This window comes from Bifidobacterium sp. wkB344, assembly GCF_003688305.1.
Lineage (GTDB): Bacteria > Actinomycetota > Actinomycetes > Actinomycetales > Bifidobacteriaceae > Bombiscardovia > Bombiscardovia mizhiensis.
The window spans coordinates 235498-261077 of the sequence record NZ_NPOQ01000013.1; the positions used below are offsets into that span (position 1 = coordinate 235498).

General features: G+C 64.7%; 15 protein-coding genes. 13 read left to right on the plus strand and 2 right to left on the minus strand.

What is annotated here, in order from left to right:
• Positions 1 to 4: 4 nt before the first annotated feature.
• A complete protein-coding gene (locus CI601_RS04415) occupies positions 5 to 5431 on the minus strand; it encodes an Ig-like domain-containing protein (protein WP_121914446.1) in 5427 nt (1808 codons plus the stop codon).
• 164 nt (positions 5432 to 5595) lie between these two features.
• Entirely contained in the window at positions 5596 to 7149 is a 1554-nt protein-coding gene (locus CI601_RS04420; protein ID WP_121914447.1) for a serine/threonine-protein kinase, read from the minus strand.
• A 155-nt stretch (positions 7150 to 7304) separates the two neighbouring features.
• Between CI601_RS04420 and CI601_RS04425 the strand changes: the two genes are divergently transcribed.
• The 13 genes from CI601_RS04425 to dapA (CI601_RS04480) all read left to right on the plus strand — a co-directional run bounded on the left by CI601_RS04425 (position 7305) and on the right by dapA (CI601_RS04480) (position 25555).
• Positions 7305 to 11834, plus strand: coding sequence for a PD-(D/E)XK nuclease family protein (locus CI601_RS04425; RefSeq protein ID WP_183129748.1), 4530 nt, complete (start codon positions 7305 to 7307; stop codon positions 11832 to 11834).
• A complete protein-coding gene (locus CI601_RS04430) occupies positions 11831 to 15871 on the plus strand; it encodes an ATP-dependent DNA helicase (protein WP_259465315.1) in 4041 nt (1346 codons plus the stop codon). Before CI601_RS04425 ends, CI601_RS04430 begins: the two co-directional genes overlap by 4 nt.
• 127 nt (positions 15872 to 15998) lie before the next feature.
• Positions 15999 to 16739 carry an N-acetyltransferase gene (locus CI601_RS04435; protein WP_183129749.1) on the plus strand — a complete coding sequence of 247 codons (741 nt, stop codon included), beginning with the start codon at positions 15999 to 16001 and terminating at the stop codon, positions 16737 to 16739.
• Entirely contained in the window at positions 16726 to 18036 is a 1311-nt protein-coding gene (locus tag CI601_RS04440; RefSeq protein ID WP_121914451.1) for a sugar MFS transporter, read from the plus strand. Before CI601_RS04435 ends, CI601_RS04440 begins: the two co-directional genes overlap by 14 nt.
• A gap of 32 nt (positions 18037 to 18068) precedes the next feature.
• Complete coding sequence (dapB, locus tag CI601_RS04445; RefSeq protein WP_121914452.1) at positions 18069 to 18806, plus strand: 4-hydroxy-tetrahydrodipicolinate reductase; 738 nt, start codon at positions 18069 to 18071, stop codon at positions 18804 to 18806.
• 40 nt (positions 18807 to 18846) lie between these two features.
• On the plus strand, positions 18847 to 19752 hold the full coding sequence (dapA, locus tag CI601_RS04450; RefSeq protein WP_121914453.1) for a 4-hydroxy-tetrahydrodipicolinate synthase: 906 nt from the start codon (positions 18847 to 18849) through the stop codon (positions 19750 to 19752).
• A 363-nt stretch (positions 19753 to 20115) separates the two neighbouring features.
• A complete protein-coding gene (locus CI601_RS08430; RefSeq protein WP_183129750.1) occupies positions 20116 to 20283 on the plus strand; it encodes a hypothetical protein in 168 nt (55 codons plus the stop codon).
• A 9-nt stretch (positions 20284 to 20292) separates the two neighbouring features.
• On the plus strand, positions 20293 to 21072 hold the full coding sequence (locus CI601_RS04455; RefSeq protein ID WP_121914454.1) for a hypothetical protein: 780 nt from the start codon (positions 20293 to 20295) through the stop codon (positions 21070 to 21072).
• A 110-nt stretch (positions 21073 to 21182) separates the two neighbouring features.
• The gene (locus CI601_RS04460; protein ID WP_183129751.1) at positions 21183 to 21752 is read left to right on the plus strand and encodes a DUF805 domain-containing protein; all 570 of its coding nucleotides are present in this window, start codon (positions 21183 to 21185) and stop codon (positions 21750 to 21752) included.
• A gap of 146 nt (positions 21753 to 21898) precedes the next feature.
• The gene (locus tag CI601_RS04465; protein WP_147437940.1) at positions 21899 to 22678 is read left to right on the plus strand and encodes a hypothetical protein; all 780 of its coding nucleotides are present in this window, start codon (positions 21899 to 21901) and stop codon (positions 22676 to 22678) included.
• Between the two features lie 79 nt (positions 22679 to 22757).
• The gene (locus CI601_RS04470; protein ID WP_121914457.1) at positions 22758 to 23540 is read left to right on the plus strand and encodes a hypothetical protein; all 783 of its coding nucleotides are present in this window, start codon (positions 22758 to 22760) and stop codon (positions 23538 to 23540) included.
• A 79-nt stretch (positions 23541 to 23619) separates the two neighbouring features.
• On the plus strand, positions 23620 to 24402 hold the full coding sequence (locus tag CI601_RS04475) for a hypothetical protein (RefSeq protein ID WP_121914458.1): 783 nt from the start codon (positions 23620 to 23622) through the stop codon (positions 24400 to 24402).
• Between the two features lie 241 nt (positions 24403 to 24643).
• Positions 24644 to 25555, plus strand: a complete 912-nt coding sequence (gene dapA, locus CI601_RS04480) for a 4-hydroxy-tetrahydrodipicolinate synthase (RefSeq protein ID WP_121914459.1) — start codon at positions 24644 to 24646, stop codon at positions 25553 to 25555.
• Positions 25556 to 25580 lie beyond the last annotated feature (25 nt).

Genomic DNA, 25580 nt, shown 5'->3' on the forward strand with positions numbered 1-25580 from the left:
TCATTCATCCTTGTCTGCTGAGGGACCCCTGACGGGTAAGGGTCTTGTCGCTTGGTTTGTCGGCATCCTCGGGCAGGGTCAGCTCCTTGGTGGCGGCGGGCGAATGGCCTTCGGATCCCACTCCACGGATGCGAGCTACCGCCCGGAAGTTCAGCCTGGCACCAGGTTTGACTGATCCGGCGGGCAGGGTGATGACATCACTGACCTCCGGCTGACCGCATGGCAGGGTCCAGGAAGCCTTGCCGGGGTCTAGGCCATCGATGCTCACCTGGATGTCTGCGCAGGGTCGGCCGTGTTCGGCACCAGGGTTCAGGACCAGCTTGACCTGATCCTTGCCTTGGTACTCCAGAGTCTGGAATGCAGGCGGATCCGGGTGCGACCAGGTGGTTCCAGAGGCTGAGGCCACAGGTCCTGATCCGGCCATATTGACTGGGGTCACGCTCACTGTGCAGGTGTCTCCGGACTCGTCATGACCCACATCGAAGACCGCCTTGGTGGAGGTGGCCGACCGCCATCGTGGCGAACCGCAGCCGGAACCCTCCCCGTGGACCGTATAGCCCTGGATGGGTGAGCCATGATTCTCTGGCGGACGCCAGGTGACGGTCAGGGTTTCCTTGCTGCCGCCGTCCACAGTCAGTGCCTGCACGCCTCCGGGGAGTGCGTCTGGCCTGGCTGCCGCCGGCGAGGAGGCGGGGGACCAGCCCACCTGGTTATGGGCTTGGACAGTGAAGGAGTAGTCATGGCCGTTGGCCAACCCGTCGACCCGGCAGGTGACGGTATTGCCGCAGGAGCGTTGTCCCGAGCCTGCCGATGAGGTGTAGGAGACTAGATACTCGTCCACCGGACTGCCGTTGGCTGCACCCGGCTCCCAGGCCAGCAGAACCGTTCCGTCGCCTGCCTGGGCCGCGCCCGCCAGCATTCTGGGGGCCTGAGGGCGGTCGATGATGCCCACGGTGATGGTGGCGCTCACCCGGCGGCCCGGATCCCGGCTGCCATCCTCGACCGTGGCCAGAATGGTATTGGTGGAGGCGCCGATGTCACGATCGGCTTTGATGGCGATCCTCCCGTCGCCCAGGTTGTTGGCTGTCAGACGTGAGGTGTCGTCGCTGACCAGGCCGACCACGCGCAGCGGGGTGTCGGGGAAGGGATTGAGGGCATCGTCGAATAGGTTCAATTCCAGACTCTGACCGGCTTTGAGCCCCACCTGGCGTGAGGGGACCGAAGCCAGAGGCCGGGTGGTGGCGACGATGCGGAAGGTCAGGACCGTACGCACCTGGCCGGATGAACCGGTGATGGTTACCGGCAGGGTGGCCTTGGTGCCAGGTGTCGCGGTCTTGTCAGCGGACACGTTCAGCTGGCCTCGAGGACTCAGCTTGGCATGGATCGGCCCCTGGGGGTCCCCGGAAGAGAATGTGCTGTCTGCCGGGTCGCTTCCCTGAGGCCAACGGGTCATGGCAGGCAGGGAGATGGTCTGTGCTGGCTCCCCGGCCACCAGATCGATGACCGGTGCCGAGAGGACTGGCGGTGATGCTCTGCCGCCTGTCACGGTGATGGGCAGGGTCAGCACCGACTCGTTGACGATGGCCTGGCCGCCTGGATCCCCATCACGGACGGCAAAGGTCAATGAGGCTGGACCGGCATAGTCCTTGGCGGCGGTGAACCTCAGGGTGTGCTCGTCCACATAGGGGTCGGACCCGTCGGACTTGGTGGCGGAAACGGACTGGCGGGAGGTGATCCGTGCGGTCTTGCCTGCGCCCACCCTGACCTGATCGGCGATGTCGATGGTGATGCTCTGACCAGCCCGCACTTTGAGGGCCGGAGCGCGTGGTCTTAGGGCCGGAGGGAATACACCATAGGCGGGGACCTTCACAAAGGCCATTGAGGTGATCTTGTACCGGGTGTTGGTGACGGTGTAGGGTACGGCCCTGGCCTGGTCGGTCAGGTCGATGACCAGCTTGGTGGAGCCGGCTTCACCTACGGTCCTGGCGTGGGCCTTGGCCCCGGGATGAATCCCCAGGCGCAGGTCATCGAGCGTACCGGATGGATTGCTGATGGAGTCGGCCAGATTGACTTCCACGCTGCGCTTGTCCACCGTATCCTCGGGAGCCACCTGGTAATCCTGGGCTATGGGCGGCTGGATGGGGGCCTGGGGATCCGAGACCACGGTCAGGGTGGCCTGGTCGCTCAGCCCTGCCCGGTTGTGAGCCCGGTAGACCAGATAGGAGGTGCCTGGCTGTGAGGGGGCGGTCAGCCGGATCATGTCGTCCTTTACGCTGGCTTGGTCCAGGCCCTGGCGCTCCAGGTGGGGGTCCAGACTCAAGGAGTCATCATTCCCAGAGATGTCGTTGAGCAGAACCGGCACGTCGGCCACGGTCCCGGGCCGTAGTCTGACCTTGTCGTCCCGGGCGAAGACCCCGGTTACCGAGGAGTCGGGGAAGACGCCGATGCGCACGTGTGCCTGGGCGCGCTGCCCCATCCAGTCCTCCACGGCGTAGGTGAACTCGTCAGTGCCATGCGAGTCGGGATAGGCCTCATAGATCAGGTAGTCGGCACCGGCTTTGACGATCCTGCCCAGCCTGGGTGCCTGGTTGCCCAAGCCGGACAGGGTGTCGCAGTCTCCGTCCGGGTCGATACCGGTCAAGGGGACGGGGATGCGCACCTTGGTTCCGGCAGCCACCTGGGCCCGCAGATCCTTGGGTGTAGGCGCGGGCTTGCTGGCCGGGTCGGAGGCATGCACCCGGAAGGTGATGATGCCTGAGGCCGCGTTGCCCAGATCGTCCCTGACCGTATAGGTGGCCGGGAAGTCCCCGGTGCGCTCGCTGGCCTGATATCTGACCGTATCCCCGGATACGAAGGCCAGGCCCGCAAAGACCCGCTGATCCGTAGTCAGCTGCTGGTCCAGGGTGACGCTGGTCCCGTCAGCGTGGGTGACCTTGTCCATGACCGAAACCGTGACCAGGCCCGATGAGCGAACCCCTACCGTCAGATTCGGGGCCTTGGGCGCTGAGGCTGCCCTGCTCAGGGAGGGAGGCTGCAGGACGATGGTTCCCTGGGCGCTGCCGCTGGCGTTGGCAACTGTGTAGGCAATGCTCAGCGGCCGTGTGGGGATTTTTCTGGCAGACAGGTAGACCCGGCGGTGGTCCACGATGCCAGCCTTGATGCCGGAGTCCGGATCCACCCGCACATCGGTCAGGGCCAGCACTCCGCCCATGGGATCCAGGTCGTTGTCGAGCGGATCGACGATGGCGGTCTGGTCGGTCCCCAGCAGGGCTACATCGTTGACAGGAACCGGCAGCGCGGATCCGCCATGGTCGTGTTCTACCTCCAGCCTGACCAGCCCTTGGGTCTCCCGGTCACCCTGGGCCACCCGGTAGGGCACGTAATAGGTGCCCGGGTTGGCGGCGGTGGCAGTGAAGGAAAGGCTCTCGGCGTTGACCTTTACCTGGATTCCGTCGGGCTTATCGACCCGGATCAGGCGGAGGGGCTGAGCGGCATTGGCGTGTACGCTCTTGCTCAGGTCCACGGTGGCCTCTCGGCCGACAGTGGCCTGGCGAATGACCGGATCGACCAGTGGAGCCAAGGTGTTGACGGGTCTAATGGTGAAATAGATGAGTCCCTGACCGCGCATGACTCCGTCTGAAACAGTCACCTTGACTGCCAGCCGACCGGAGGTGGCCGATCCGGCACTCATGGTCAGCTGTCCGTCAGCCCTGGTGGACAGGGATATCCGATCCGAATTGACGGACTCGGCACCGGCCAGGGTCAGGGGGTCCCCGTCGGGATCCTCGAAGCCGGCCAGGGCGTTGACGGTGGTTGTGGCTCCCTGCTCCACCTCGTACTCGGGAGGGGTATCGTTCTGGACCGGTGCCTGATCGCCCCGGTCCAACTTGGCCGGGGCAATGTTGAGGTCGATGCCAGCCGAGGAGACCTGGCCGCGTCCGTCGGTGATGGAGTAGTTGATCCGGGCCCGGCCGACAGGTGCGTCGGTGGCATCCACCTGCAGGTAGCGGCCGTTCATGACCGGGGTCAGGCGAAGGTTGCCCTGTGAGCTGCGCGCATCCTCGATTCGCAGAACCGAGCAGTCGGTCTGGTGATCGTTACGCAGGGGATCCAGCAGGGCTCTGGATCCGGCTCGAATGCCCAGACTGTCGTCCTCGGCCTGGATGGGTTGGGATCCTGATCGACAGGTGGCCGCGAACCGCTGACGATTGTCAGCCGAGTCCTGGCGCTGATCGGTCCTGTCCGTGTGCTTGACCTCCATGGTCTGCCACTGCGGCCGAATCACCTTGGTGGAGGTTCGGGGGTTCCAGACATCGCCGGTCAGTACGTCGTTGAGGATGACCCTCCGGTGGTTGGCTCGGAAGACCAGATCCGAGGTGGGGTTGATGGCCTCCAGGGTGGAGGGACGCGGCTGCGGTGACCGAACCTGCGGCATGGCTGTCCCTGTTGCGCACAGTCGCAGGAAATTGTTCCCCGAGGAGGCCCAGGCCGTCCAAAGGCATCCACCAGAGGAGACCGGTTGAGCGGGTTGACCGCTGCCGCCGGTGCCTACAGTCTCAACCTTGTTTCTGGGGTGATCCAGATCAACTAGGTGGACGCTTTCCTGATCGGTCAGGCCCACCCAGGGCCCCTGGCGGTCCATATCCACTGGAGTGGATTGGAGTTGCAGGTCTCCCTGGTGCGGTATCCGGATGGATCCCTGGGGCCAGTAAAGCCGGTCGCCAGCCAAAAGAACGGGCCTTCCGTCGATGACGCTGAAGGCAGTGGCCCGGACGGGGGTGTGGTTTGTCAGGGAGTCCAGTTCACGGTGGGCCCGGGAGTCTGGTCCGTCGATCCTCAACACGACCCCGTCCGAGGGCCGGTAGGCGTAGACGGCTCCGGAGGCATCCACGGTGACGGATGCCCCGGAGCCCAGGGTCAGCACAGGGTCCCGCCGCTGCGGGTCCAGATCTCCCGGCGAAGCGGCCCGGCCCACCCAGATTTTGCCGGTCCGTGCTTGGAAGAGAGCCAGTGTGGGTCCGTTGACCATCCGCTGAACCCTGGCATCCGAACGCGTGGTGTCCCCCAAGGTGGCGGTGGAGGCCGCTATGGGTGCCATGCCTTCCTCCCGGCCCAGGATGACTGCGTATCCGCTTTGGGCCAGGTCGAAGTGGTCGGTGCCCGTCGACAGGGCCACGTCCGCCTCTCCGATGTCGGGCTTGAACCGGGCGACCTTGCGCTCGTTCTGGGAGGTGATCCAGATGCTGCCGTCATCCACCTGAACGGCACGGCGGTCCACCCCATGCACGAATAAGACGCCCAGGATGAGCAGGACCAGCGCCGTCAGCGTGACGGCCAGGATGGCGGCAGGGTTCTTGGCGCGGACAGCCAGAGCATGCCGCAGGCGCAGCCCGGCCCGGCGCATCCGCAGGAATCCTCCCTGCAAGTCCATAATCCCCTGGGTTCCTTTCCTGTCCTGCCACACAGGCTTAGCTTCTTAACTCGTCCCGGACCGCCGTCAATGCTCTCTCTGAGGACTGATTTTAGCTGGTTTGCAAGGGCTTGTCGGTCTGTGAAAGTCGGGGTGGTCGAATGTGAAAATTCGTCCACCGAATGTTACTGAACAGCGCAGATGATGGTCGGTTCCTGGGACATGCTGCGGTCGGCCCGCACCAGGGTGACGGTGATGCAAGTCTGGCCCCCCTGTGGATCGTCGATGCGGGCGGTCGGCTGTCGGGTCTGCACGCTGCGGCCACGGTCGTCGTTGCCACCTTGGTCCAGGGGATGCCAAACGTAGCTGTCTCCCGGTTTTGGATCGGGATTGGTCCAGGTGAAAACTGCCGTGGTGCCCTGGTAACGGCCCTGACCTTGGGTGGGCGAGGGAACCGCGCCCTCCTGCAGATCCTGGGGGCCACTCGAATCCGTCGGGTCCGGGGACTGCGCCTGCTGGGTTTGGATCTGGGAGGCTCCTGTAGTCGGCTGTGAACCTCGCTCGGATCCGTTTGGCAGGCCGACAACCAAGACCCAGACCAAGGCAACGGCCAGGACGGCAGCGAGGATCGACGCCAGAAGAATCAGGCGGCGGCCGCCAGGAAACCGCCTGGCTTGGCTGTCTCCATGGTCAGCGACCGCCTCCCTGTCTGGTTGCAGACGCGATTCGGAACTGGTCCCTGTCCCGGTCCAGGAGTGACCGGACTCCTTGTTCTCCGTCCCGCTCGCAATGGCTCCGGTATGGGCGTGCGGGCGTACATCCGCCTTGGGATAGGGGTCAATTCCCTCACCGATGAAGGGCGTCGCATGGCCGTAGAGCTGTTGCTGGACCTCCTGAAGGGCGCGGCCGAACTCCAAGGCCGAGTAGTAGCGGTCGTCCCGGTCATGGGCCATGGCCTTCTCCAGAACCGCAACCAGCATAGGAGAGGCCTCACCCATGTGCAGAACCGGGGTCTCAGCTCTCAGAATCAGCTGTGCCAGGTGATCCTCATCCCTGGCCCGGTAGGCGTACTCGTAGGGGGAGCGGCCGGCCAGCATGCCGAAGAGCGAGGCACCCAGGGAGTAGATGTCGCTGGCCTCGGATCCTCCCGAGCGGTTGGCCAGGACCTCTGGAGCCGCCCAGGGTATGGAAAGGCCGCCGGCCCGTTCGCCTCCATAGATGCCCGAGGAGATCCCGAAGTCGGCCAGGACGGGTAGGCCCTGGTCGGTGATCAGAAAGTTGCTGGGTTTGACGTCCCGGTGCAGGATTCCGCGTTCATGGGCGCAGTAGAGGGCCGAGGCCATGCGCACTCCCAGGTCCAGCACGCCTTCCTGATCCATGCCTCCATTGAGCATGATGGCCTTGCAGCTGCCGCCTGGAGCATATTCGAGCACCAGACAATCCCGTCCGTCATCGCTGACCAGCGCCTGGTAAATGCTCAGGATGCAGGGGTGGGTGGAGAGCTTGGCCAGGGTCTTGGCCTCCCGCAGAAAGAGCTGATGGGTCTGCCGGTCCATGCTGCCTTGGAGGGCCACCTTGACCGCCACAGGTCGGTTGAGCCCCTCCTGCTCGTACAGGTAGACGGCGGCGGTGCCCCCCAGGTCCAAGGGACGAATAAGCCGCAGCCCGGGCAGCGCTGGCGCATCGTCCATGGCTGGAACCGCACCTGGGCGCTGGGGCTGGGAACCATTCTGCTGCAAGGGACATCACCTCCTAAGGACTGCCTGGAAACTGCTATCCACGATAACAGCACGCCGTTCCCGATCAGGCATCGATTGAGCCTCCTGCGGGCGGTTCCGGACCAGCGGGTTTCGGGGCCTGTAGATGGACCATGCCGGACCCTATTCTTGTAGCTATGAGCAAGCAGCCACCGGTGGATCCGCAAGAGGCCATGGAACCGGTCCGCGCCCTTATCGGCGATCGGCTCCAGAACGGGGAGGGCCGGCCCACCCGGGCCCTGGTGGTGGCTGGTCCTCCCCGCAGCGGCAAGACCAGGCTGGCTACCCGGGCTCTGCTGGCCGGTATGGAGCAGTTTGGCGACGGTGCCAGCATGGCTGTGTCTGGTCGGACCGCGGCCGACCAGGTCAGCCGCCAGGTCATTCTGAAGCGGGGCAGGTCCGACCGCACACGACCGGTGGGTACCCTGCAAGCCCTGGCCTTCCGTCTGCTGACACGGTCCCGGCTGGCCCAGGGGGGCCACGATCCGCTTCTGCCCAGGCTGCTCAATGGTGCCGAGGAGGATGCCCTGCTCAGGCAGGTCATGACCGTCCATCTGGAGCATGTACAGGCCGGGGACGACTGTGCGGTCTGCCGACTTCTGGAACGCTACTTCCGCAACGGGGCGGGCTGGTCCTCCGTCCTGGTTGGCGATGACCAGGGACGGGTCGTAGGGGTCGCGGACAGGTTCATCGCCCAGCTGCGGGACATGTTCGCCCGCATGACGGAATTGGGCTTGGACAGGGATGACCGTGACCAGCTTCTGGATGCCCTGGCCGTCCAACCCATGGATCCCGACCGCCGCGACCGGTTGGGCCTGCAGTGGCGGCTGGCCTTCGCCTTGGAGGATGAGTACCGCCAGAGCATCACCGAGAGCTACCCGGACGAATTCCGTCTGGACCCCTCCATGCTCATGGTCGAAGCCTCCCGCAGTCTGGACGGTCTGGCCGATGACGACCTGCCAGACCTGCTGGTCGTGGACGACTGGCAGGACATCACCCTGGCCGGGATGGGCCTGTTGCAGGGCTTGAACCAGGCTGGCTGCCGACTCCTTCTGGTAGGCAATCCCGACCAGTCGGTCCAGTCCTTCCGTGGCTCCTATCCGGAATTTCTGGCCACTCGCCTGACGGCCTTGTCCAAGCCCATGCCAGGCGCCGCCGCCCCCCTGCTGGCCCAGGACTTCGCCTGCCTGGGCGCCGCCACCGTGACCCTGAAACCCCGGAGAATGGTGGTTCCGGAAGCAGTTGCAGAGCATACCGAAAGCGGCCGGGATTCCGACCCGGCGGCTCCAGGTTCCTACGCCGATCTGGTGGCTGCCAGGGTCAGCCTGGGCATCGCCGGGGTCGAAGAGAACGACACCCCCCTGCCCGACAGACCCGGCAAGCTGCCTGCCTGGCCCGGTGCCGGACCTGTGGCACCCTTGACCGATGGCGACAGTCTTATCCGTGATGGCAGCGTACAGACCAGGCTCTTCCACACCCCCGACCAGGAGGACGATGACCTGGTTTGGCAGATCAAGCATGAGTTTCTGGCCAATCAGCGTGACTGGAACGACATGGCCGTCATCGCCCACGACAACATGACCCTGCGTACCCTGGGCCGCAAGCTACGCGTTCAGGGTGTGCCGGTACGCTTCTCCTCGGTGACCCGTCCGCTCAGCCAGGGGCCCGCCATCCAGGGTCTCTTCGCCCTGGTCGAGCTGGCCCAATCGGTGCTGGACCCTGGTGCCGCCGGAAGCGACCCGGATGATCCTGCGCAGGTGGCCGCCTGGATCCGTTCGCGCCTGCGCACCCTGATGGCTGGGCCGCTCTTCCGTGTTCCCGCCACCGCCGCTCGCGCAGAGCGTCCCGTCAGGATGGAACGCCTGGAGTCCATCATGGAGACCATGGCCGCATTGGCCCCCCTGTCCGGCCAGCAGGGGAGCGACCCGGACTCATCGGGCTCCTTGAAGGACCTGCCGCTCCTGGGACAGGCCTGGCAGACCTGGGTCGAGGACCTGGCCGAGCGGCGGGTTCAAAGGGACCGTTCATCCGGCATCAGCGTCGATGACTCCCTGTTGACCAGGCACGATTCCGTCGAGCCAGGGGACGGGTCTGGTCCCTTCTCCACCGCCTCGGCCCCGGACCAGCCGGTGGATCTGGGAGACCGGGGTGCTCAACAGCCAGCCATTCTGTCGGTTCAAGCCCTGGAGACCCTGCTGGTGCTGGATCCGGATGACCGATCCTCGGGAATCATTCTGGAGGCCATGACCGCCATCGCCGGAGGTCGCCGGGAGGACCCTGACGTTCAGGTCCTGGACAAGGCCCTGCAGGTTCTGCATCTGACCGCCACCCGCATCAGCGCCCTGGAGGATCGCCAGCCCCAATACGTGCTCTGGGAGGCCTGGCGGAGCCTGAACCTGGCCGATGACTGGCAGCGGCGAGCCCTGATGGCCACCCAGGAGGGGGAGGAGGCCAACGACCGTCTGGACGCGCTCATGCGGCTCTTCCAGTACGCGGCTGGCTCTCGTCGCTTCCCCACGGTCGAGGCCTTCATGGACCAGGTGCGCACCATGCAGATCGAGGCCGACTCCCTTGCACGGATCGGGCCCATCGAGCACGCCGTCACTCTGACCACACCCGCCGGCGCTGCCGCCCTAGCCACCGACTGGCCCCTGGTCTGGCTGCCCGCCGTCCAGGACGGGGTCTGGCCCAATCTGATCCCCCGCGACACCATGTTCGGAGCCGAGGAGCTGGCCGACCTGGTCCTGCACGACCGCATCGGCGACCCCCTGGCGGACACGCTCAGCCACGATCCTGCCCTGCGCTCCATCCTCTACGCCGAGAAGAAGGGTTTTCTGGAGGCGTTGACCCGGGCCCGGACCCAGGTACGCATCAGTGCGGTCTGGAACGATGACCTGGTTCCATCGGACTTCCTCTACGGCTATCTGCCTGAACGCTATCCGCGCACCGCCGATATGAGCCAGGCCGAGTTCAGTATGGTCGGTGCTGGTTCAGGCGGCAGTGAGCGCTACGGAGGGCTGGAGGTGTCTGCTAGGGGCCTGACGGCGGCCGCCCGGTCCATCCTGGCTGTCCAGGCGCTGCTCCCGGAAGATCAAGTCGACCGTGAACGAGTGGACGATGCCGTGCAAGCCCTGCGGCTGCTGGCCGACCAGGGCCAGGATTCAGCTGATCCCGGGCATTGGCCCTTCCTCTATGACCATGACCAGGAGGGCGCTGCTGAACCGGCCTCGGGGGAAGAAGTTCATACTGCACAGGCCGCCGAGTCAAGGGCCGTGGGCGCCGCTACAGGTGTCGCCTCGGTTACTGAAAGGGATCATGCCCCTCGTTCTGCACATGCTTCCGTCCATCAAACCGGGCAGGCGGATCAAACACAAAACCGTGACCAGGGTCGTGAGCACCGCCATGAGCACCGGTCCGACCGCCAGGTGGTCCTCCTTTCGCCCTCAGCGGTCGATGCCATCTGGAACTGCCCCCTGGAGTGGGCCCTGGGTGACCAGTTCTCCGGTCCCTCCCCGTCAAGGGTGCCCACGGAGTTCGGTTCCCTGATTCACAAGGTGGCCAGCGAGGGCACAGCCCAGGGCTTGGACCGTCCCGGCCAGGGTGATCCGGACGTCCGCCAGCAGCAGGTGCGGGATGCGCTCCTGGACATCTACCAGGAACTGGCCCCTCAGGAACAGCGCCTGCGGGACCCCGACGAACTCTATGACCAGCGTGGTCGCAGGAGCCGGGTGGAGTCCATCCTGGATAACCTGGCCTCTTATTTCGTCCGCTCATCGGATTCCGAATACGGTCTGGGGGGCAAGAGCCCGGTCCCGGTCGGCGATTTGCTGGGGGTCCAAAGCGAGCGCTCCTTCGACGTCAGCCTGTCTCTGGAGGACCTGGTTCCTGTTTGGAAAGCCACCTTCCCCGACAGGCCTTTGGATGCCGATGGGCTCTTCGCCCTGATGTCCGGCCTGGTCGACGGCTTCCCGGCAGCCCTGGATGCCCGGACGACGGTCCGGCTGACCGGCCGCATTGACCGTCTGGAGGTCAGGTCTCTGCCCGAGGGCATCCGTCTGCGGCTGGTGGACTACAAGACCGGCAGGGTCCCCTATACCCAGGGGCAGCTCTTCAACGACCTGCAGCTGGTCTGCTATCAGCTGGGACTGGCCTTCCCGTCCACGCCCGGCAGCAGCCCGGAGGTGGGGGCGGCCTGGAGCTCGCCCCAGGCCCCCGATCTGGACAGGACCGAGGGGATGAAGCTGAGCCAGTCCCTGCTCCTGCAGCTGCAGGCCCCGCCCAAGGATGCACAAACAGGGCTGCGCAGGGAGGAGATGGCCTACCAACCGCCACTGTTCGAGCATGACAGGCTGGTCACTGTCGCTCAGCCCAGAACCGGCATGCCCTCACCGCTCAAGTCCAAGGCCGAGCCTGCGGATCTGCCTGATCAGGTGCCGCCTGGGGTGGATGCGGACCTGTGGGGCATGGTCCGAGCCGCCCGGGTCTCCTCCCAGGCTGTATGGGGGCTGACCATGATAGCCAGGGTCTTCTTCGCTGCCGGGGTCAAGCTGACGGCTGGCCGGGATGACGCGGTCTTCGACCCTGCCCGTTGCCATCGGGCCGGCAATGGCCAGGAATGTCAGGCATGGCAACTGGTGGCGCCCAATCTACTGGAGGATCAGGAATGAAGCAGACTGCCGAACAGTCCGCCATTGTCGATGCGGATGTCAATGAGGACCTTCTGGTGGTGGCTGGCGCCGGCTCGGGCAAGACCATGACCATGACCAGCCGGATCATCGCCCTGATCCGTCGGGGAGTGCCCTCCGAGCAGATTCTGGGGTTGACCTTCACCCGCAAGGCCGCATCCGAACTCCAGTCCAGGGTGGGGGCGGCGGTCATCCGACGCGACCAGGGCAGAGGCACCTCGGGCGTGGATCCCGAACGCAATTTTCTCAAGCCGACCGTGTCCACCTATGACGCCTTCTTCCAGTCCATCGTGCGCCAGTACGGCCTGCTGGTGGGCATGGATCAGGACACCCGTCCCCTGAGTTCGGCGGGAGCCTACCAGCTGGCCTCACAGGTGGTTGCCGAGCATCTGGATCTGATCTTTCCTGCTGGCTCCTCGGTGCAGGATGGCGAATCCGACGACCTGGGCTCTGCGACCTTCTCGACGACCGTCAACCGGGTCCTGGGGCTGACCGGGGCGGTGACCACCTCCATGATCAGCAGCGACTGCCCTGATTTCGACCAGGCTGTGGAGCGGATCCGTGCCTGGGACCGCGCCTTTGTGGATCGCGCGGACCAGCTGATCGGCGACCAGCCCGTGCCGGACACCGAGCCCAGAGCCGGCAAGACGCCGCCCAAGCGGAGCAAGAAGGAGACCGACGAGCACTATCAAGGCAAAATCGAGGCTTTTCGAGACACCCGACAGAGCATTCGCCTCTACCGGGTGGACGCCATGCGGCGGGCCGTTCTGACACGAGAGAAGCTGCTGACCCTGGTCCAGGACTACCAGCGGGCCAAGCGTCAGGCCAACATGGCCGAGTTCGGCGACTTCACCCTGGCCGCCTTCCAGCTGGTCGAGCGTTTCCCCTCCATCAGCGCCCAGCTGCGTCGCCGCTACAGCCACGTTTTTCTGGACGAATACCAGGACACCTCCACCACCCAGGCGCTGCTTCTAGCGGCCATCTTCCACCCGCAAAATCGACAGGAGGATCAGGGGAGTGCGGACCAGGCTCCCGGCAGGTCCGCCGTGACCGCCGTGGGTGATCCCTTCCAGTCCATCTATGCCTGGCGTGGGGCCAGTCCCGGGGCCTTCCGCACCTTCCAGGCCCAGTTCGGCATGTTGGCCGACCGACCCGCCTCCGGCAATGGTCCCTTGTCTGGCGTGACGGCCTTTGGGCGCTCGCAGGACCAGGATCCGCTGACCCTGTCGCGCACCTTCCGCAACTCCAGTTGGGTACTCAAGGCCGCCAACCAGCTGACCGTCCCCCTGCGCAATCGGGGCCAGGAGAGCCGGTCCGAAGCGGAACTGCGCGAGGTGGACGTGGCCAGGCTCCGTCCCCGTGAGGATGCCGACCCGGGTACCGTGGGCCTCCTGGGCTACAGCACCGGAGGCCAGGAGATCGATGGGGTGGTCAGGTTCGCTCTCAAGGCACGCGAACTCTATGGCAATCACGGTGACTCGCCGCACGTGGCTGTTCTCTTCCGCTCCAAGGCCGCCCTGCCCAGGTACCGCGAGGCCATGGAGGCTGCAGGGCTGAGCTGCCAGGTCGTCGGGTACTCCTCCCTCTTTGATCGACCCGAGGTCATGGATCTGCGGGCCCTGCTCTCCCTGATCTGCGACCATACCGACAGTGATTCCCTGATGCGTCTGCTGGCTTCGGCCCGGTTCGGCATGGATGCGGCCGATCTGAGCGCTCTGGCCTCCCTGGCCGCCAAGGTCAACGAGGACAGCCAGTACCGGGCCCTGGTTCGTGCCGGCCTGGTCGAGTCCGACCCCGATCCGCGCCGCCGTCGTGAGGATCTGCACCGTTACCGTGACCAGGTTCCCAACGATGTCTTCCTGGTGGACCTGCTCCTGCGCGACGACCTGCCAGACCTCTTGAAGGGCTCCGGACTCTCCGCCAGGGGAAGGGTTCTGGCCGCCGAGGCTGCCCGGGTCATCTGCCAGGTCCAGGCCGAGTCCTCGGCCCCCCTGCGCCAGGTGGTCATCGCCGCCATCCGTGCCTTGGATCTGGACGTGGACCTGGTCTTGTCTCGTTCCCTGGCCAATCCCCAGCGTCCTCTGGAGCCCAGCCAGGCCAAGGTAGGCATCCAGGCCCTGCTGGATCAGGTGGATGTCTACCTGTCCGAGCTGCCCCAGGGTCTGGGGCCCAGCCTACGCGGGTTCGTCTCCTGGCTGTCCTCCCTGGACCAGAGTCCCGAAATGCCCACTGACGGGGACGACCGGCAGGCCGATGTGGCCCTGATGACCGTTCACCAGGCCAAGGGTCTGGAGTGGGATGCTGTGGCGGTTGTCGGGCTCAAGCGTGGAGCCTTCCCCAGCAGCCAGGGCGACCGGCTCACGGTCAAGCCCGCCTCGGATCAGCCGGTGGTCCAATCCCCGGATGGCCCGGTCTACCAGTACAACTGCACGGCCCGTACCTGGCTGGTCGATCCCGAGTCCGTGCCGGTACCAGTGCGGGCTGATGCCATGATTCTGCCCCGCTTTCCTCACGATGCCCAACTGGGAGCTGACCCTGAAGACCTGCTGGGTCGGCTTGATCTTGCGGGCCTGGAGGAGGAGGCCATGGGCCTGTCTCGGGAGAGCGGGCTGGACGACCAGGCGCGCCCGGTCCGGGCCGATGCCATCGCCCCCTCTCAGCGCGAACAGTACGGCCGTCGGCTGCTAGACGACGAGCGGCGGCTGATCTATGTGGCGGCGACCAGGGCCCGGCATGATCTGCTGCTGACCTTCAGCCAGGATTCCCAGACGGAGACTGCCGCTTTGAACACGCCGGCTCCGGACCCGGATAAGGCCTCCAACTTCTGGACCGAGCTGGTGGAGCTCTTCCAGGAAGAGCCCGATGCGGTCAAGCTGGAGCAGGCAGAGGATGCGCAGGAGGGCGAACCAACGCCGCCCTTGGGGCTCTTTGTCGGTGAGAACGCCCAGTCCTACCGCCAAGCCATTGTCGACCGCGCCCTGGAAGAAGTGGATCAAGTCGCCGCCCGCGACGGCGAACGTGACCAGGCGCTTTGGCCTCCGATGCTGAGTGCGCGCACACGCCAAGCCCTGGATCGTTCGGCCGCTTGGGTGCGCGCCGGGGAACCGGGCGAGCCCGCAGTTGATGAGGAGGGCGATGACGGGCTCTACGCCAATGCGATCCGCGTCCTGCAGGTCAGCACCGGCCGCCTGGGTGTCGCCGATGACCAGCTGCTCACGGATCTGGATCTGCTGCGGCGCACCGGCCGACGGATCCTGGGGCACGGGGCTAGCAGCGTCACCGCAATTCAGGCTGGTTCGGCAGGGGGCGACCCCAAGATGGAGAGGGATTACTGGCAGGGGCTGGTCAGACCCATACCTCAGGTGGCCTCCCCGCAGGCCGAGGCAGGCACCCGCTTCCATGACTGGGCCAGGCGCTTCATCCTGCCCGAAATTTCCGACCCTCAAGGACTGGTGGACCTGCCCGATCAGGCGGAATCGCCGAATCTGCTCGATGGTCCGCTGGGTCCCGGGGCCATGGCCGAGCGGGCCCGCATGCTGGCCGGGCTTGACCAGGAGCGGGAGTCCCTGGATTCCCAGGCCGATCCCGTGCAGGCCCGTCTGCTGACCTGGGAGCAACGGCTGGCTGAGTCTGACTGGGCCCAGCGCACTCCCGTCTGGGTGGAACGGCCCATCGTGGCGGTCCTGGCAGGCCAAATCGTCAAGGGCAAGTTGGATGCCGTCTTCGCAGGCGGACTGGACCCTGATCGCCCGGATCTGCGCTACACCATCGTGGACTGGAAGACCGGTGCCCGACCGCACGGAGAGGAGTCGACCAACCGCCGTCTGGTCCAGCTGGACTTCTACCGGCTGCTCCTGTCACGCTTGGAGGGTATCGGCCTGTCGACCATCGACGCCTGCCTTTATTATGTAAGCGAAGACCGGCCCCAGGATCGACTCATCAGGGCCCGTGCCAGGACCGAAGAAGAAATTCTCGCATCCCTGGCCGAGGGCATACCCGAGCAGTCGGACGAGGACTGAGTCTGCGACAGACCCCGCCGGATAAGGCGATGGGTGCCGCGCATCAGCAATCATGAACAGCAGGCGATCGGCAGACGGCCAAGTGCCGTCGTTGGGCCAGGCACGCCCGAATGGAGCAATGAGACAGATGACAACGTCCAGTATTCACGACCAGGCCTCCCGGCGGAGGGGGAGCGTGGAAATACGACCCATGGTCTGGGCGGATATGCCCGACTTGGTGGGGACTTTCGACGCTACCTGGAAGGTGCAGGAGGATCCCGAGGGCACCGTGTCCCGGCTGAGCGCCGCCCACTTCATCCTGCACTACCTGGTGGGTACCACCAGGGCCCGGATAGCTGTCGATGGGCAGGACTTTCTGGGGGTGACCCTGCTGGCCGAGGGGGTTGGCGAACTGTGCTTCCCCCAGGCCCAAGAGGAGCTGGAGCGAGTGGACCAACAGCTGTCTGCTACAACCTTGGGCGCTCAGACCCTGGATCGGGCCCGCCAGTGGCAGCTGACCGAGGTCAGGTTGGAAAAGCAGTGCGATCTGGCTGTCCCACCCCAGGCTGAGCTGAGGCTCTTCCTGGTCTCCAGCCGTGCCCGGGGACGCGGTGTGGGCGGTGCCCTATGGCGTGACACCTTGGAACATTTGGACCAGGCGGGCATCGAGCGTTTCTACCTCCACACGGATTCCTCCTGCGACGTGGGCTTCTACGACCACAAGGGCATGGAGCGGTTGGCCGAGCTCAAGGGGCGGGACCATGCGGCCTTCGCCGGGCGCGACCCCTCCGATGACCCGCAGTTCTTCGAAGGGATCGACGACATCTTCATCTACGGAGGTCGTGTGAGCGACCAGCTGGGCAAGGACGGTGACCGTGGCGGCCGCTAAATCCCCATTCCTGCGCCTGTTCACCTATCCGGGCGCCGCCGGCTTCTGCCTGTCGGCCGTTCTGGCCCGTCTGCCCCTGGGCATGATGGGTCTGGGCATCGTGCTGGCCCTGAACAACATCTATGACAACTGGACCTCGGCCGGTCTGATGAGCGCCGTCTACACGCTCTGCGCGGCCCTGGTCACCCCCTTCTACGCCCGCTTGTTCGACCGGTTCGGCCAGCGTCGGGTCGGGGTGACTGCCCTGATCGTGCAGGCTCTGGCCATCCTGGGATTCGCTGTGGGGGCCATGCGCCGGGTTCCTCTGGGAGTGCTCTTCGTGCTGGCGGCCCTGATGGGCCTGACCCAGTTCGCCTTCGGAGCCTTGGTGCGCACCCGCTGGGCCTGGGTGCTGCGCGAGGACAAGACCAACCTACTCAACACCGCCTACGCCCTGGAGTCGGGACTGGATGAGTGCGTCTTCATCCTGGGACCCATCCTCTCCGCCTACCTGGCTACCTCAGTCAGCCCGGTCTCCCAGCTCTACTTGCCTGCCCTGGCCCTGCTGGTCGGCGGACTGACCTTCTTCGCCATGCGTTCCACCGAGCCACCGGCCGTTGTTCGCATGGAGGCCGTCGATCAGTCGGCAGCGGATCATTCCCCGGTAGATGCCCACGGAACCGTTCTGCCGAGTGATACTGATGGCCACCAGGGATCGCGCTCGGCCCTGGTCTACCCGGGCATCCTCCTGCTGGTCGTCATTTTTGTCGTCTTCAACATGAGTTTTTCTGCGGTGGACGTATCGGTGACCGCCCTGACCAAGTCCATGGGTCGCGAGGGTGCTGTGGGCCTGCAGTTGGCCCTGTTCGCCCTGGGCTCCCTGTGCGGGGCGCTGATCTTCGGCTCGGTCAGGCTCAAAGGATCCCGCTGGCGCTATCTGACGACCTTCCTGGTGCTGCTGACCGTGGGCTACGTGGTCTTCCGCCTGGTCATGGACAACCTGGTCCTGCTGGGTCTGGCCGAGGTGTTGACCGGCCTATGCGTCTCGCCCATCTTCGCCACCGGCAACCTGATTGTGCGCGAGAACGTGGATGCCCGCGCCCTGACCGAGGGGCTCTCCTGGCTGTCCACCGGCGGATCCATCGGCCCTTCCCTGGGATCCACCCTGGCCGGAGTCGCCCTGGATCAGTTCGGGCCCCATGGCGGCATGACCATTCCTGCGGTGGTCACCTGCTGCGCGGTCCCTCTGGCCCTGCTGGGCTGGGCCAGGAGCCGCAGGAGGGGTATGGTCGAGAAAAAGACCGAAAATACACAGTGAAATGAAATAAACAATCGAGAAGGAGGCAGCCGATGATCCGCGTATCGGTGCTGGGTGCAGAAGGACGCATGGGAACCGAGGTGGTGCGTGCTCTGAATGACGCGCAGGATATGCAGACGGCCCTGCTGTTGGGCCCGGACGATGATCCGGCAACCATCAATCCGAGCAACACGGATGTGGCAGTCGACTTCACCAGCCCCGATACCGTCCTGGGCAATACCCTGACTCTGATAGAGCAGGGGGTCCACTGTGTCATCGGCACCACCGGCTGGACCAAGGAGCGTCTGGACCAGGTCAAGCAGGCTCTGGACGGGCATCCCGGGATCAGTGTCTTCATCGCTCCCAACTTCGCCATCTCCGCAGTGCTGGCCGACCGGTTCGCAGCCATGGCTGCCCGCTACTTCGAGTCGGCCGAGGTAGTCGAGATGCACCACCCCGACAAGGTCGACGCCCCCTCCGGCACGGCTCTGGGAACCGCTTCCGCCATCGCCGAAGCCCGTCGCCAGGCTGGCATGGGTCCCATGCCCGACGCGACCCAGCAGGCTGATGCTTCTAGGGGCCGGGTGGTTGACGGTGTCCACGTCCATGCCGTCCGGCTGCGGGGCCTGAACGCCCACGAGGAGATCCTCATGGGCAACCCCGGCGAGCAGCTGACCATCCGCGCGGACAGCTTCGAGCGTGTCTCCTTCATGCCCGGAGTCCTCCTGGCCGTGCGCCGTGCCGGGAGCATTCCCGGGTTGACCATGGGCCTGGACCACTATCTGTTCTGATATCCGCAAGAGCGTCCCCTTCTGCAAGTAGCGTGAAGATATGACTGAGATTGGTACCCATCTGCTTCCTCCTGCCCCGTTTGGCCGGGTGATCCCCGCCATGATCACGCCTATGAATAAAGACGGATCCGTTGATTACGAGGCTGCCGCCAATCTGGCCCGCACCCTGGTGGCCGATGGGGCCGACGGCATCCTGGTCAATGGCACAACAGGCGAGTCTCCCGTCACCCACATGGAGGAGAAGGTCAACCTGGTCAGGGCCGTCAAGGATGCCGTCGAAGTGCCCGTCATCTCCGGAGCGGGATCCAACGACACCGCCCACACAGTACGGATGGTGGAGATGACCCAGGAAGCCGGGGCCGATGCCCTGCTGGTGGTCATGCCCTACTATTCGCGGCCCTCCCAGGATGGGGTGGTGGCCCACTTCCGTTCGGTCTGCCAGTCGGCTCAGCGCCCGATTATTCTCTACGATGTGCCTGGACGGACCGGACTGCACGTCGAGCTGGACACCTACCGGAGGCTGGCCGAGCTGGACGGGGTAACAGCCGTCAAGGATGCCACGGGCGACCTGGCCTCCATGCCCCGCAAGCGCCAAGAGACCGGCCTGACCTGGTATTCAGGTGACGATGGCCTCTATCTGCCCTTCCTGGCCTTGGGTGCGGTAGGCATCATTTCGGTGATCGCCCATGCAGCCTCCGGGCCTATGAAGCGCTTGGCCGATGAATTCGATGCCGGTGACCTGGATGGGGCAAGGGATTTGGCCGCACGTCTGGATCCGCTGGTTCAGGCTCTGAATGGCCAGGGTCAGCAGGCCGTCATGGCCAAGGCTGCTCTGAAGGCGGCCGGAAGACTGGATCAGACCACCATGAGGCTGCCCAATCTAGGTCCTGATGAGGATCAGGTGGCTCTTGCCCGTAAGGGCATGAAGGCTGCCGGACTGATCTGAATTACTCCTGAGAGCAATGGCGCTATTGCCCCTGCCTTGGACAGATCATCGCGGACTCCTTCTCCAGCTACGTCCACCGGGTACAGCAGGTGGGAGCAAACCGTTGCTGGTTGTTGGCCGCCCCCGCCGGCTGTTAAGGCAAAGGGGGTCTGTGCCGGGGGAGGTTCAGCAGTGTTTGGCTTGAAGGTTGTGGGTAAGAGTCTTTCAATAGGGCTTGAATTATTTCAAAGTTGAGGCTTTTGGGTGACCTTATGTAACAAGGTGGTTATTTGGTTTCCCACTTTTCGATGATGCTGGGTAAATAGAACGGCATCCTGCCGGTTTCGAAGAGGATGAAATTCGTTTCCCCGTGGAATCCGATCCGTGGTCAAAGACGAGGTCGATGCCTTAAAGCCTCAGGTCTATAATCAGAATAAAGGTGGTGTCGGGTGGAAGACGTTGTTGTCTGAGGCCCTTGGTTATTTGAAGCCTTTCTCGCCGTTAGCAGGGTTCTTGGGTTCCGTGCTTGCGCAGGTGCAGGGCGAAGGGTGAGTGGTAGTGATGTCTGTGTCCAGCGGGGTGTCGGATGGCGCTGAGGATCGGGTTGATGCGTTTGTCCTGTCGTCGATCATGTCGCGTGTGGTCGGGAGCATCCCGCATGCCCAGCCCGGCGCCCGAGAGTTCTCCCTGGGCGGGGTTCTGTGGAAGACGGTGCTGTACGCGTTGACCTATGTGGCCGCGTTCGTCTGCGGCTGGTTCCTCCTGTTTGACCAGAACCAGGATTGGGTGCGCATGTGGGTAGGCCAAGGGTTGCTGCTTGCTGTGCTTTCCGGACTTGCTGTGGTTGTCCTGTTGGGTCGGTATGAGGATGGGAAGGAGCGTCCGGGGCCTTGGTTTGTGGTGTTGTCGCTTCCGTGCGCTCCGGGGTTCGGCGTCATATCGGGTTCCGGCGCCCGTTATTCCGGTGGTGTGTTCCGGTGGGTCCTGGTGTCGCTGGCTGTGTTGGTGGCTGCTGGGGTGTCGGTGTTTCCGGTGGTGATGCGGCTGGCGCGCAACGGGTTCGCGTCGTGGGCGGCGATGGTGGTGTTGTGCGTGGTGCCGTCCTGGATGCTGGCCAAGGCGACGGGGTCTGCTGGCGCGTCCTTGTTCTGGTGCTGCGTGGTGGGCGTTGTCGGCGCCTTGTGGTTCGTGCTGGATATGTGGGCAATCGGGAAGTGCGCGAGCACGCATCGTGATGCGGCTTTCGAGTGGCTGGCGGCTTGGGCGCTGGTGTTCGATCTGATCGTGCTGATCGCCTCCCTCCTGGGAGCCTCCAATGATGACGACGATGCCGGCCGGTGACGCCGGACGGCGGGCTGCGCCATGGGTGTGTTTGCGTTGATGTCGATATTGGATGTTCCGTTCCGACAATCCGTCGGGACGGGCTTATGGAGAAAGCGAAGGTGAGGATTATGGCCAGTGCCTTGTTATCGAAGAGGCCGCCTCGTGTGGATGTGATGAAAGGGTACGAGCCCATGTACGATGCGACCATGCAGGAGTGCATGCAACGGCCTTTCTACCTGTATGCGAGGGGGAAGGGGCGCTCCTGCCGCAAGGAGATATGGGTTTTCGCCGCATTCATCTGGGTCTTGGACACCTTCCTGACCCGCTTGTTCTCTTCGGGTCTCTTGGCCGTCATACCGGGGATGTTCTCCCTGGCAGTGCTGGTGCCTATGCATGCCCTGATGGTGTGGCGTCTGCATGATCTGGCCCTGTCAGGGTGGTTGGCGCTCGTCCCCTATGTGCTGGAGGTGGTCGGCGTGGGGCTGATTGTCGGTCCGATGGTGTCGGATGCCTTGGAAGGGTTGGATCCGTCCGCCCCTTCGCCTACGGGAATCGTCATCCTCCTTCTGGCTGTGGTAGTCCGGCTGGCCATCATGTGCGTTCCCTCGCGTCGCCGTCATCCAGTTGTCGATAGCGGAAGCCTCGGTGCGAGTCAGACTGGCACGGCACAGTATCCAGGGGACCCGAACGGACAGTGACCTCTATCCTGGTAGCAGGAAAGGGCGAACCTCGACGATGCGGGATGGGAAGAGACCTGCATGAACGGCACTGATGCAGGACCGGAATCGACGCTCTGGCGGGTCGAGTGGCGGATTCGAGGCTTTGAGCGGGAGGGTGGTGTGTGATGGCTGGTGGTGTTTCTGGTTCCTTGCGGCTTCCTGCAGGGAAGTCTTGGCTGCAGAGCGCGTCTTCGATCATGTCGCGGGTCGCTGGGTGTGCCCGTCATGCGCCTGCGGGGGAGCGTGCCTTTTCGCGTGCCGGCGTGGTGCGCAAGCTGGCGGTGTACGGGGCTGCTTTCCTGGCGGGGTTTGTGCCGGGCTGGGCGTTCCTGTACGGGGATGAGCAGTGGATGCGCGACCGTTTTATACAGTTCGGACTGGTGGGCCTGTTCTCGGTTTTTGCGATGTGGTGGTTTTTGGGCCGGTTCGAGAGCCGTGGGGGGCGTCCGGGGTTCTGGTGTCTGGCGCTGACGATGCCGATGATGCCCTGCTGGGGGGTGATGTTCGGCGCGATGACCGGCGAGCGTCCGGGGGTGATGCGTTGGGTGTTCGTGTCGGTGGCTGTGCTGGTGGTGGCCGGGGTGACCTGGTTGCGGTTTGTGTCGGATCTGGTGCGTGTCCGTGTGGCGGCCTGGGCGGCTTCGGCTGCATCGTGTGTGGTGCCGTCGTGGATGCTGTGCCTGTTGTTTGGTGGCTCCCCCTTGTCGTGCCTGCCCTGGTGTATGGCGGTGGGCGCGACGGGCGCCTTGTGGTTTCTGCAGGATTTGTGGGCGATTGACTATTGCGCGGGCGACGATCGCGACGCCTCCTTCGAGTGGCTGGCGGCCTGGGCGCTGATCTTCGACCTGATGACCCTGGTGGCCGCTCTGGCACGCGGCAGCACCGCCGTGCAGGATCAGCAATGAGCTTGCTCCGGCTGTGCCGGTTCTTGGCCGGGTGGGCGAAGTGGCGGATTCGAGGCCTTGAGCAGGAGGATGGTGTGTGATGGCTGATGGTGTTTCCGGTTCCTTGCGGCTTCCTGCAGGGAAGTCCTGGCTGCAGAGCGCGTCTTCGATCATGTCGCGGGTGGCGGGGTGCGCGCGTCATGCGCCCGCGGGGGAGCGTGTCTTTTCGCGTGCCGGCGTGGTGCGCAAGCTGGCGGTGTACGGGACGGCCTTTCTGGCGGGGTTTGTGCCGGGCTGGGCCTTCTTGTACGACCAGGAGGAGCAGTGGGTGCGCGACCGTTGTATACAGTTCGGCCTGGCGGGCTTGTTTTCGGGTTTTGCGATGGCGTGGTTTTTGAGTCGGTTCGAGAGCCATGGGGGACGTCCTGGGTTCTGGTGCCTGGCGCTGACGATGCCGCTGATGCCCTGCTGGGGGGTGATGTTCGGCGCGATGACCGGCGCGTATCCGGGGGTGATGCGCTGGGTGCTGGTGTCGGTGGCTGTGCTGGTGTCGGCTGCGGTGACCTGGTTGCGGTTTGTGTCGGATCTGGTGCGTGGCCGTGTGGCGGCGTGGGCGGCTTCGGCTGTGTCATGCGTGCTGCCATCGTGGATGCTGTGCCTGCTGTTTGGTGGCTCCCCCTTGTCGTGCCTGCCTTGGTGCATGGCGGTGGGCGCGACGGGCGCCTTGTGGTTTCTGCAGGATTTGTGGGCTATCGATTATTGCGCGGGCGATGATCGTGACGCCTCCTTCGAGTGGCTGGCGGCCTGGGCGCTGATCTTCGACCTGATGACCCTGGTGGCCGCTCTGGCACGCGGCAGCACCGCCGTGCAGGATCAGCAATGAGCTTGCTCCGGCTGTGCCGGTTCTTGGCCGGGTGGGCGAAGTGGCGGATTCGAGGCCTTGAGCAGGAGGATGGTGTGTGATGGCTGATGGTGTTTCCGGTTCCTTGCGGCTTCCTGCAGGGAAGTCCTGGCTGCAGAGCGCGTCTTCGATCATGTCGCGGGTGGCGGGGTGCGCGCGTCATGCGCCCGCGGGGGAGCGTGTCTTTTCGCGTGCCGGCGTGGTGCGCAAGCTGGCGGTGTACGGGACGGCCTTTCTGGCGGGGTTTGTGCCGGGCTGGGCCTTCTTGTACGACCAGGAGGAGCAGTGGGTGCGCGACCGTTGTATACAGTTCGGCCTGGCGGGCTTGTTTTCGGGTTTTGCGATGGCGTGGTTTTTGAGTCGGTTCGAGAGCCATGGGGGACGTCCTGGGTTCTGGTGCCTGGCGCTGACGATGCCGCTGATGCCCTGCTGGGGGGTGATGTTCGGCGCGATGACCGGCGCGTATCCGGGGGTGATGCGCTGGGTGCTGGTGTCGGTGGCTGTGCTGGTGTCGGCTGCGGTGACCTGGTTGCGGTTTGTGTCGGATCTGGTGCGTGGCCGTGTGGCGGCGTGGGCGGCTTCGGCTGTGTCATGCGTGCTGCCATCGTGGATGCTGTGCCTGCTGTTTGGTGGCTCCCCCTTGTCGTGCCTGCCTTGGTGCATGGCGGTGGGCGCGACGGGCGCCTTGTGGTTTCTGCAGGATTTGTGGGCTATCGATTATTGCGCGGGCGATGATCGTGACGCCTCCTTCGAGTGGCTGGCGGCCTGGGCGCTGATCTTCGACCTGATGACCCTGGTGGCCGCTCTGGCACGCGGCAGCACCGCCGGACAGGATCAGCAATGAGCTTGCCCCGGGGGGATGCTGCTCTCTGCCCGGCTGAGTAGTGCCAGGTGATGGATAGACGCGGATCGAACGCACAACGTGGGAGGCGGCAGGGTGGCCTGGCTTGCCCGCCTTCTGGCTTATGCTACTGGGAACCGCCTCTTTCCCCTCCTGTTGATTTGGGCAGGGACCGTGACTGACAGTGTGAGGGGGAGGGGTGTCGCGAGGGTGATGAGTCCCCGTCTGCAAGTAGCGTTGAAGTATGTCTGAGCTTCAAACCCATCTGTTGGACAAGGCCCCGTTTGGGCGGGTCGTGCCGGCCATGGTCACCCCCATGAACCATGACGGGTCCGTGGATTTTGAGGCCGCTGGCAAACTGGCCCGCAGGCTTGTCGCTGATGGGGCGGATGGGTTGCTGGTCAACGGCACCACCGGCGAATCTCCGGCCACCCACATGGAAGAAAAAGTCGATTTGGTGCGAGCCGTCAAGGATGCCGTCGATGTGCCCGTCATCTCTGGAGCAGGCTCCAATGATACGGCTCATACGGTACGCATGGCCGAGATGACCCAGGAAGCCGGGGCGGATGCGCTCCTGGTGGTCATGCCTTACTACTCCAGACCCTCCCAGGATGGGGTTGTAGCGCATTTCAGGTCCGTCTGCCGGTCTGCGGATCGTCCCATTGTGCTCTACGATGTACCTGGCCGCACCGGGTTGCACGTGACTGTGGATACCTACCGTCGTCTTGCCGAATTGCCGCATGTCGAGGCAGTCAAGGATGCCACTGGTGATCTGGCCGCAGTTCCCATCAAGCGCAAGGAGACGGGGCTGATCTGGTATTCCGGTGATGACGGGCTGTACCTGCCCTTCCTGGCCTTGGGTGCCGTCGGCATCATATCGGTCATGGCTCATGTGGCCAGCGGTCCTATGCAGGACCTGGCGACTCGGTTCGATCAAGGCGACCTGAAAGGGGCGCAGAGGTTGTCGACCGCCTTGGCGCCGCTGGTCCAGGCTCTGAACGGCCAAGGGCAGCAGGCGGTCATGGCCAAGGCCGCTTTGAAAGTGGCCGGCGTCTTGGACAGCACGACGATGAGGCTCCCTAATCTTGGGCCTGGCAAGGACCAGCTGATCCAAGCCGAGAAAGGCATGAAGGCCGCAGGGCTGATGCGTTCCTGACAAGCAACCAAGCGTCGCCCCTGTA

What these genes read in the sequence shown, in the direction of transcription:
- CI601_RS04415 (WP_121914446.1), bottom strand. Translation starts at nt 5,431, where the DNA reads ATGGACTTGCAGGGAGGATTCCTGCGGATGCGCCGGGCCGGGCTGCGC.
- CI601_RS04425 (WP_183129748.1), top strand. Translation starts at nt 7,305, where the DNA reads ATGAGCAAGCAGCCACCGGTGGATCCGCAAGAGGCCATGGAACCGGTC.
- CI601_RS04430 (WP_259465315.1), top strand. Translation starts at nt 11,831, where the DNA reads ATGAAGCAGACTGCCGAACAGTCCGCCATTGTCGATGCGGATGTCAAT.
- CI601_RS04435 (WP_183129749.1), top strand. Translation starts at nt 15,999, where the DNA reads ATGACAACGTCCAGTATTCACGACCAGGCCTCCCGGCGGAGGGGGAGC.
- dapB (WP_121914452.1), top strand. Translation starts at nt 18,069, where the DNA reads ATGATCCGCGTATCGGTGCTGGGTGCAGAAGGACGCATGGGAACCGAG.
- dapA (WP_121914453.1), top strand. Translation starts at nt 18,847, where the DNA reads ATGACTGAGATTGGTACCCATCTGCTTCCTCCTGCCCCGTTTGGCCGG.
- CI601_RS04455 (WP_121914454.1), top strand. Translation starts at nt 20,293, where the DNA reads ATGTCTGTGTCCAGCGGGGTGTCGGATGGCGCTGAGGATCGGGTTGAT.
- CI601_RS04460 (WP_183129751.1), top strand. Translation starts at nt 21,183, where the DNA reads ATGGCCAGTGCCTTGTTATCGAAGAGGCCGCCTCGTGTGGATGTGATG.
- CI601_RS04465 (WP_147437940.1), top strand. Translation starts at nt 21,899, where the DNA reads ATGGCTGGTGGTGTTTCTGGTTCCTTGCGGCTTCCTGCAGGGAAGTCT.
- CI601_RS04470 (WP_121914457.1), top strand. Translation starts at nt 22,758, where the DNA reads ATGGCTGATGGTGTTTCCGGTTCCTTGCGGCTTCCTGCAGGGAAGTCC.
- CI601_RS04475 (WP_121914458.1), top strand. Translation starts at nt 23,620, where the DNA reads ATGGCTGATGGTGTTTCCGGTTCCTTGCGGCTTCCTGCAGGGAAGTCC.
- dapA (WP_121914459.1), top strand. Translation starts at nt 24,644, where the DNA reads ATGTCTGAGCTTCAAACCCATCTGTTGGACAAGGCCCCGTTTGGGCGG.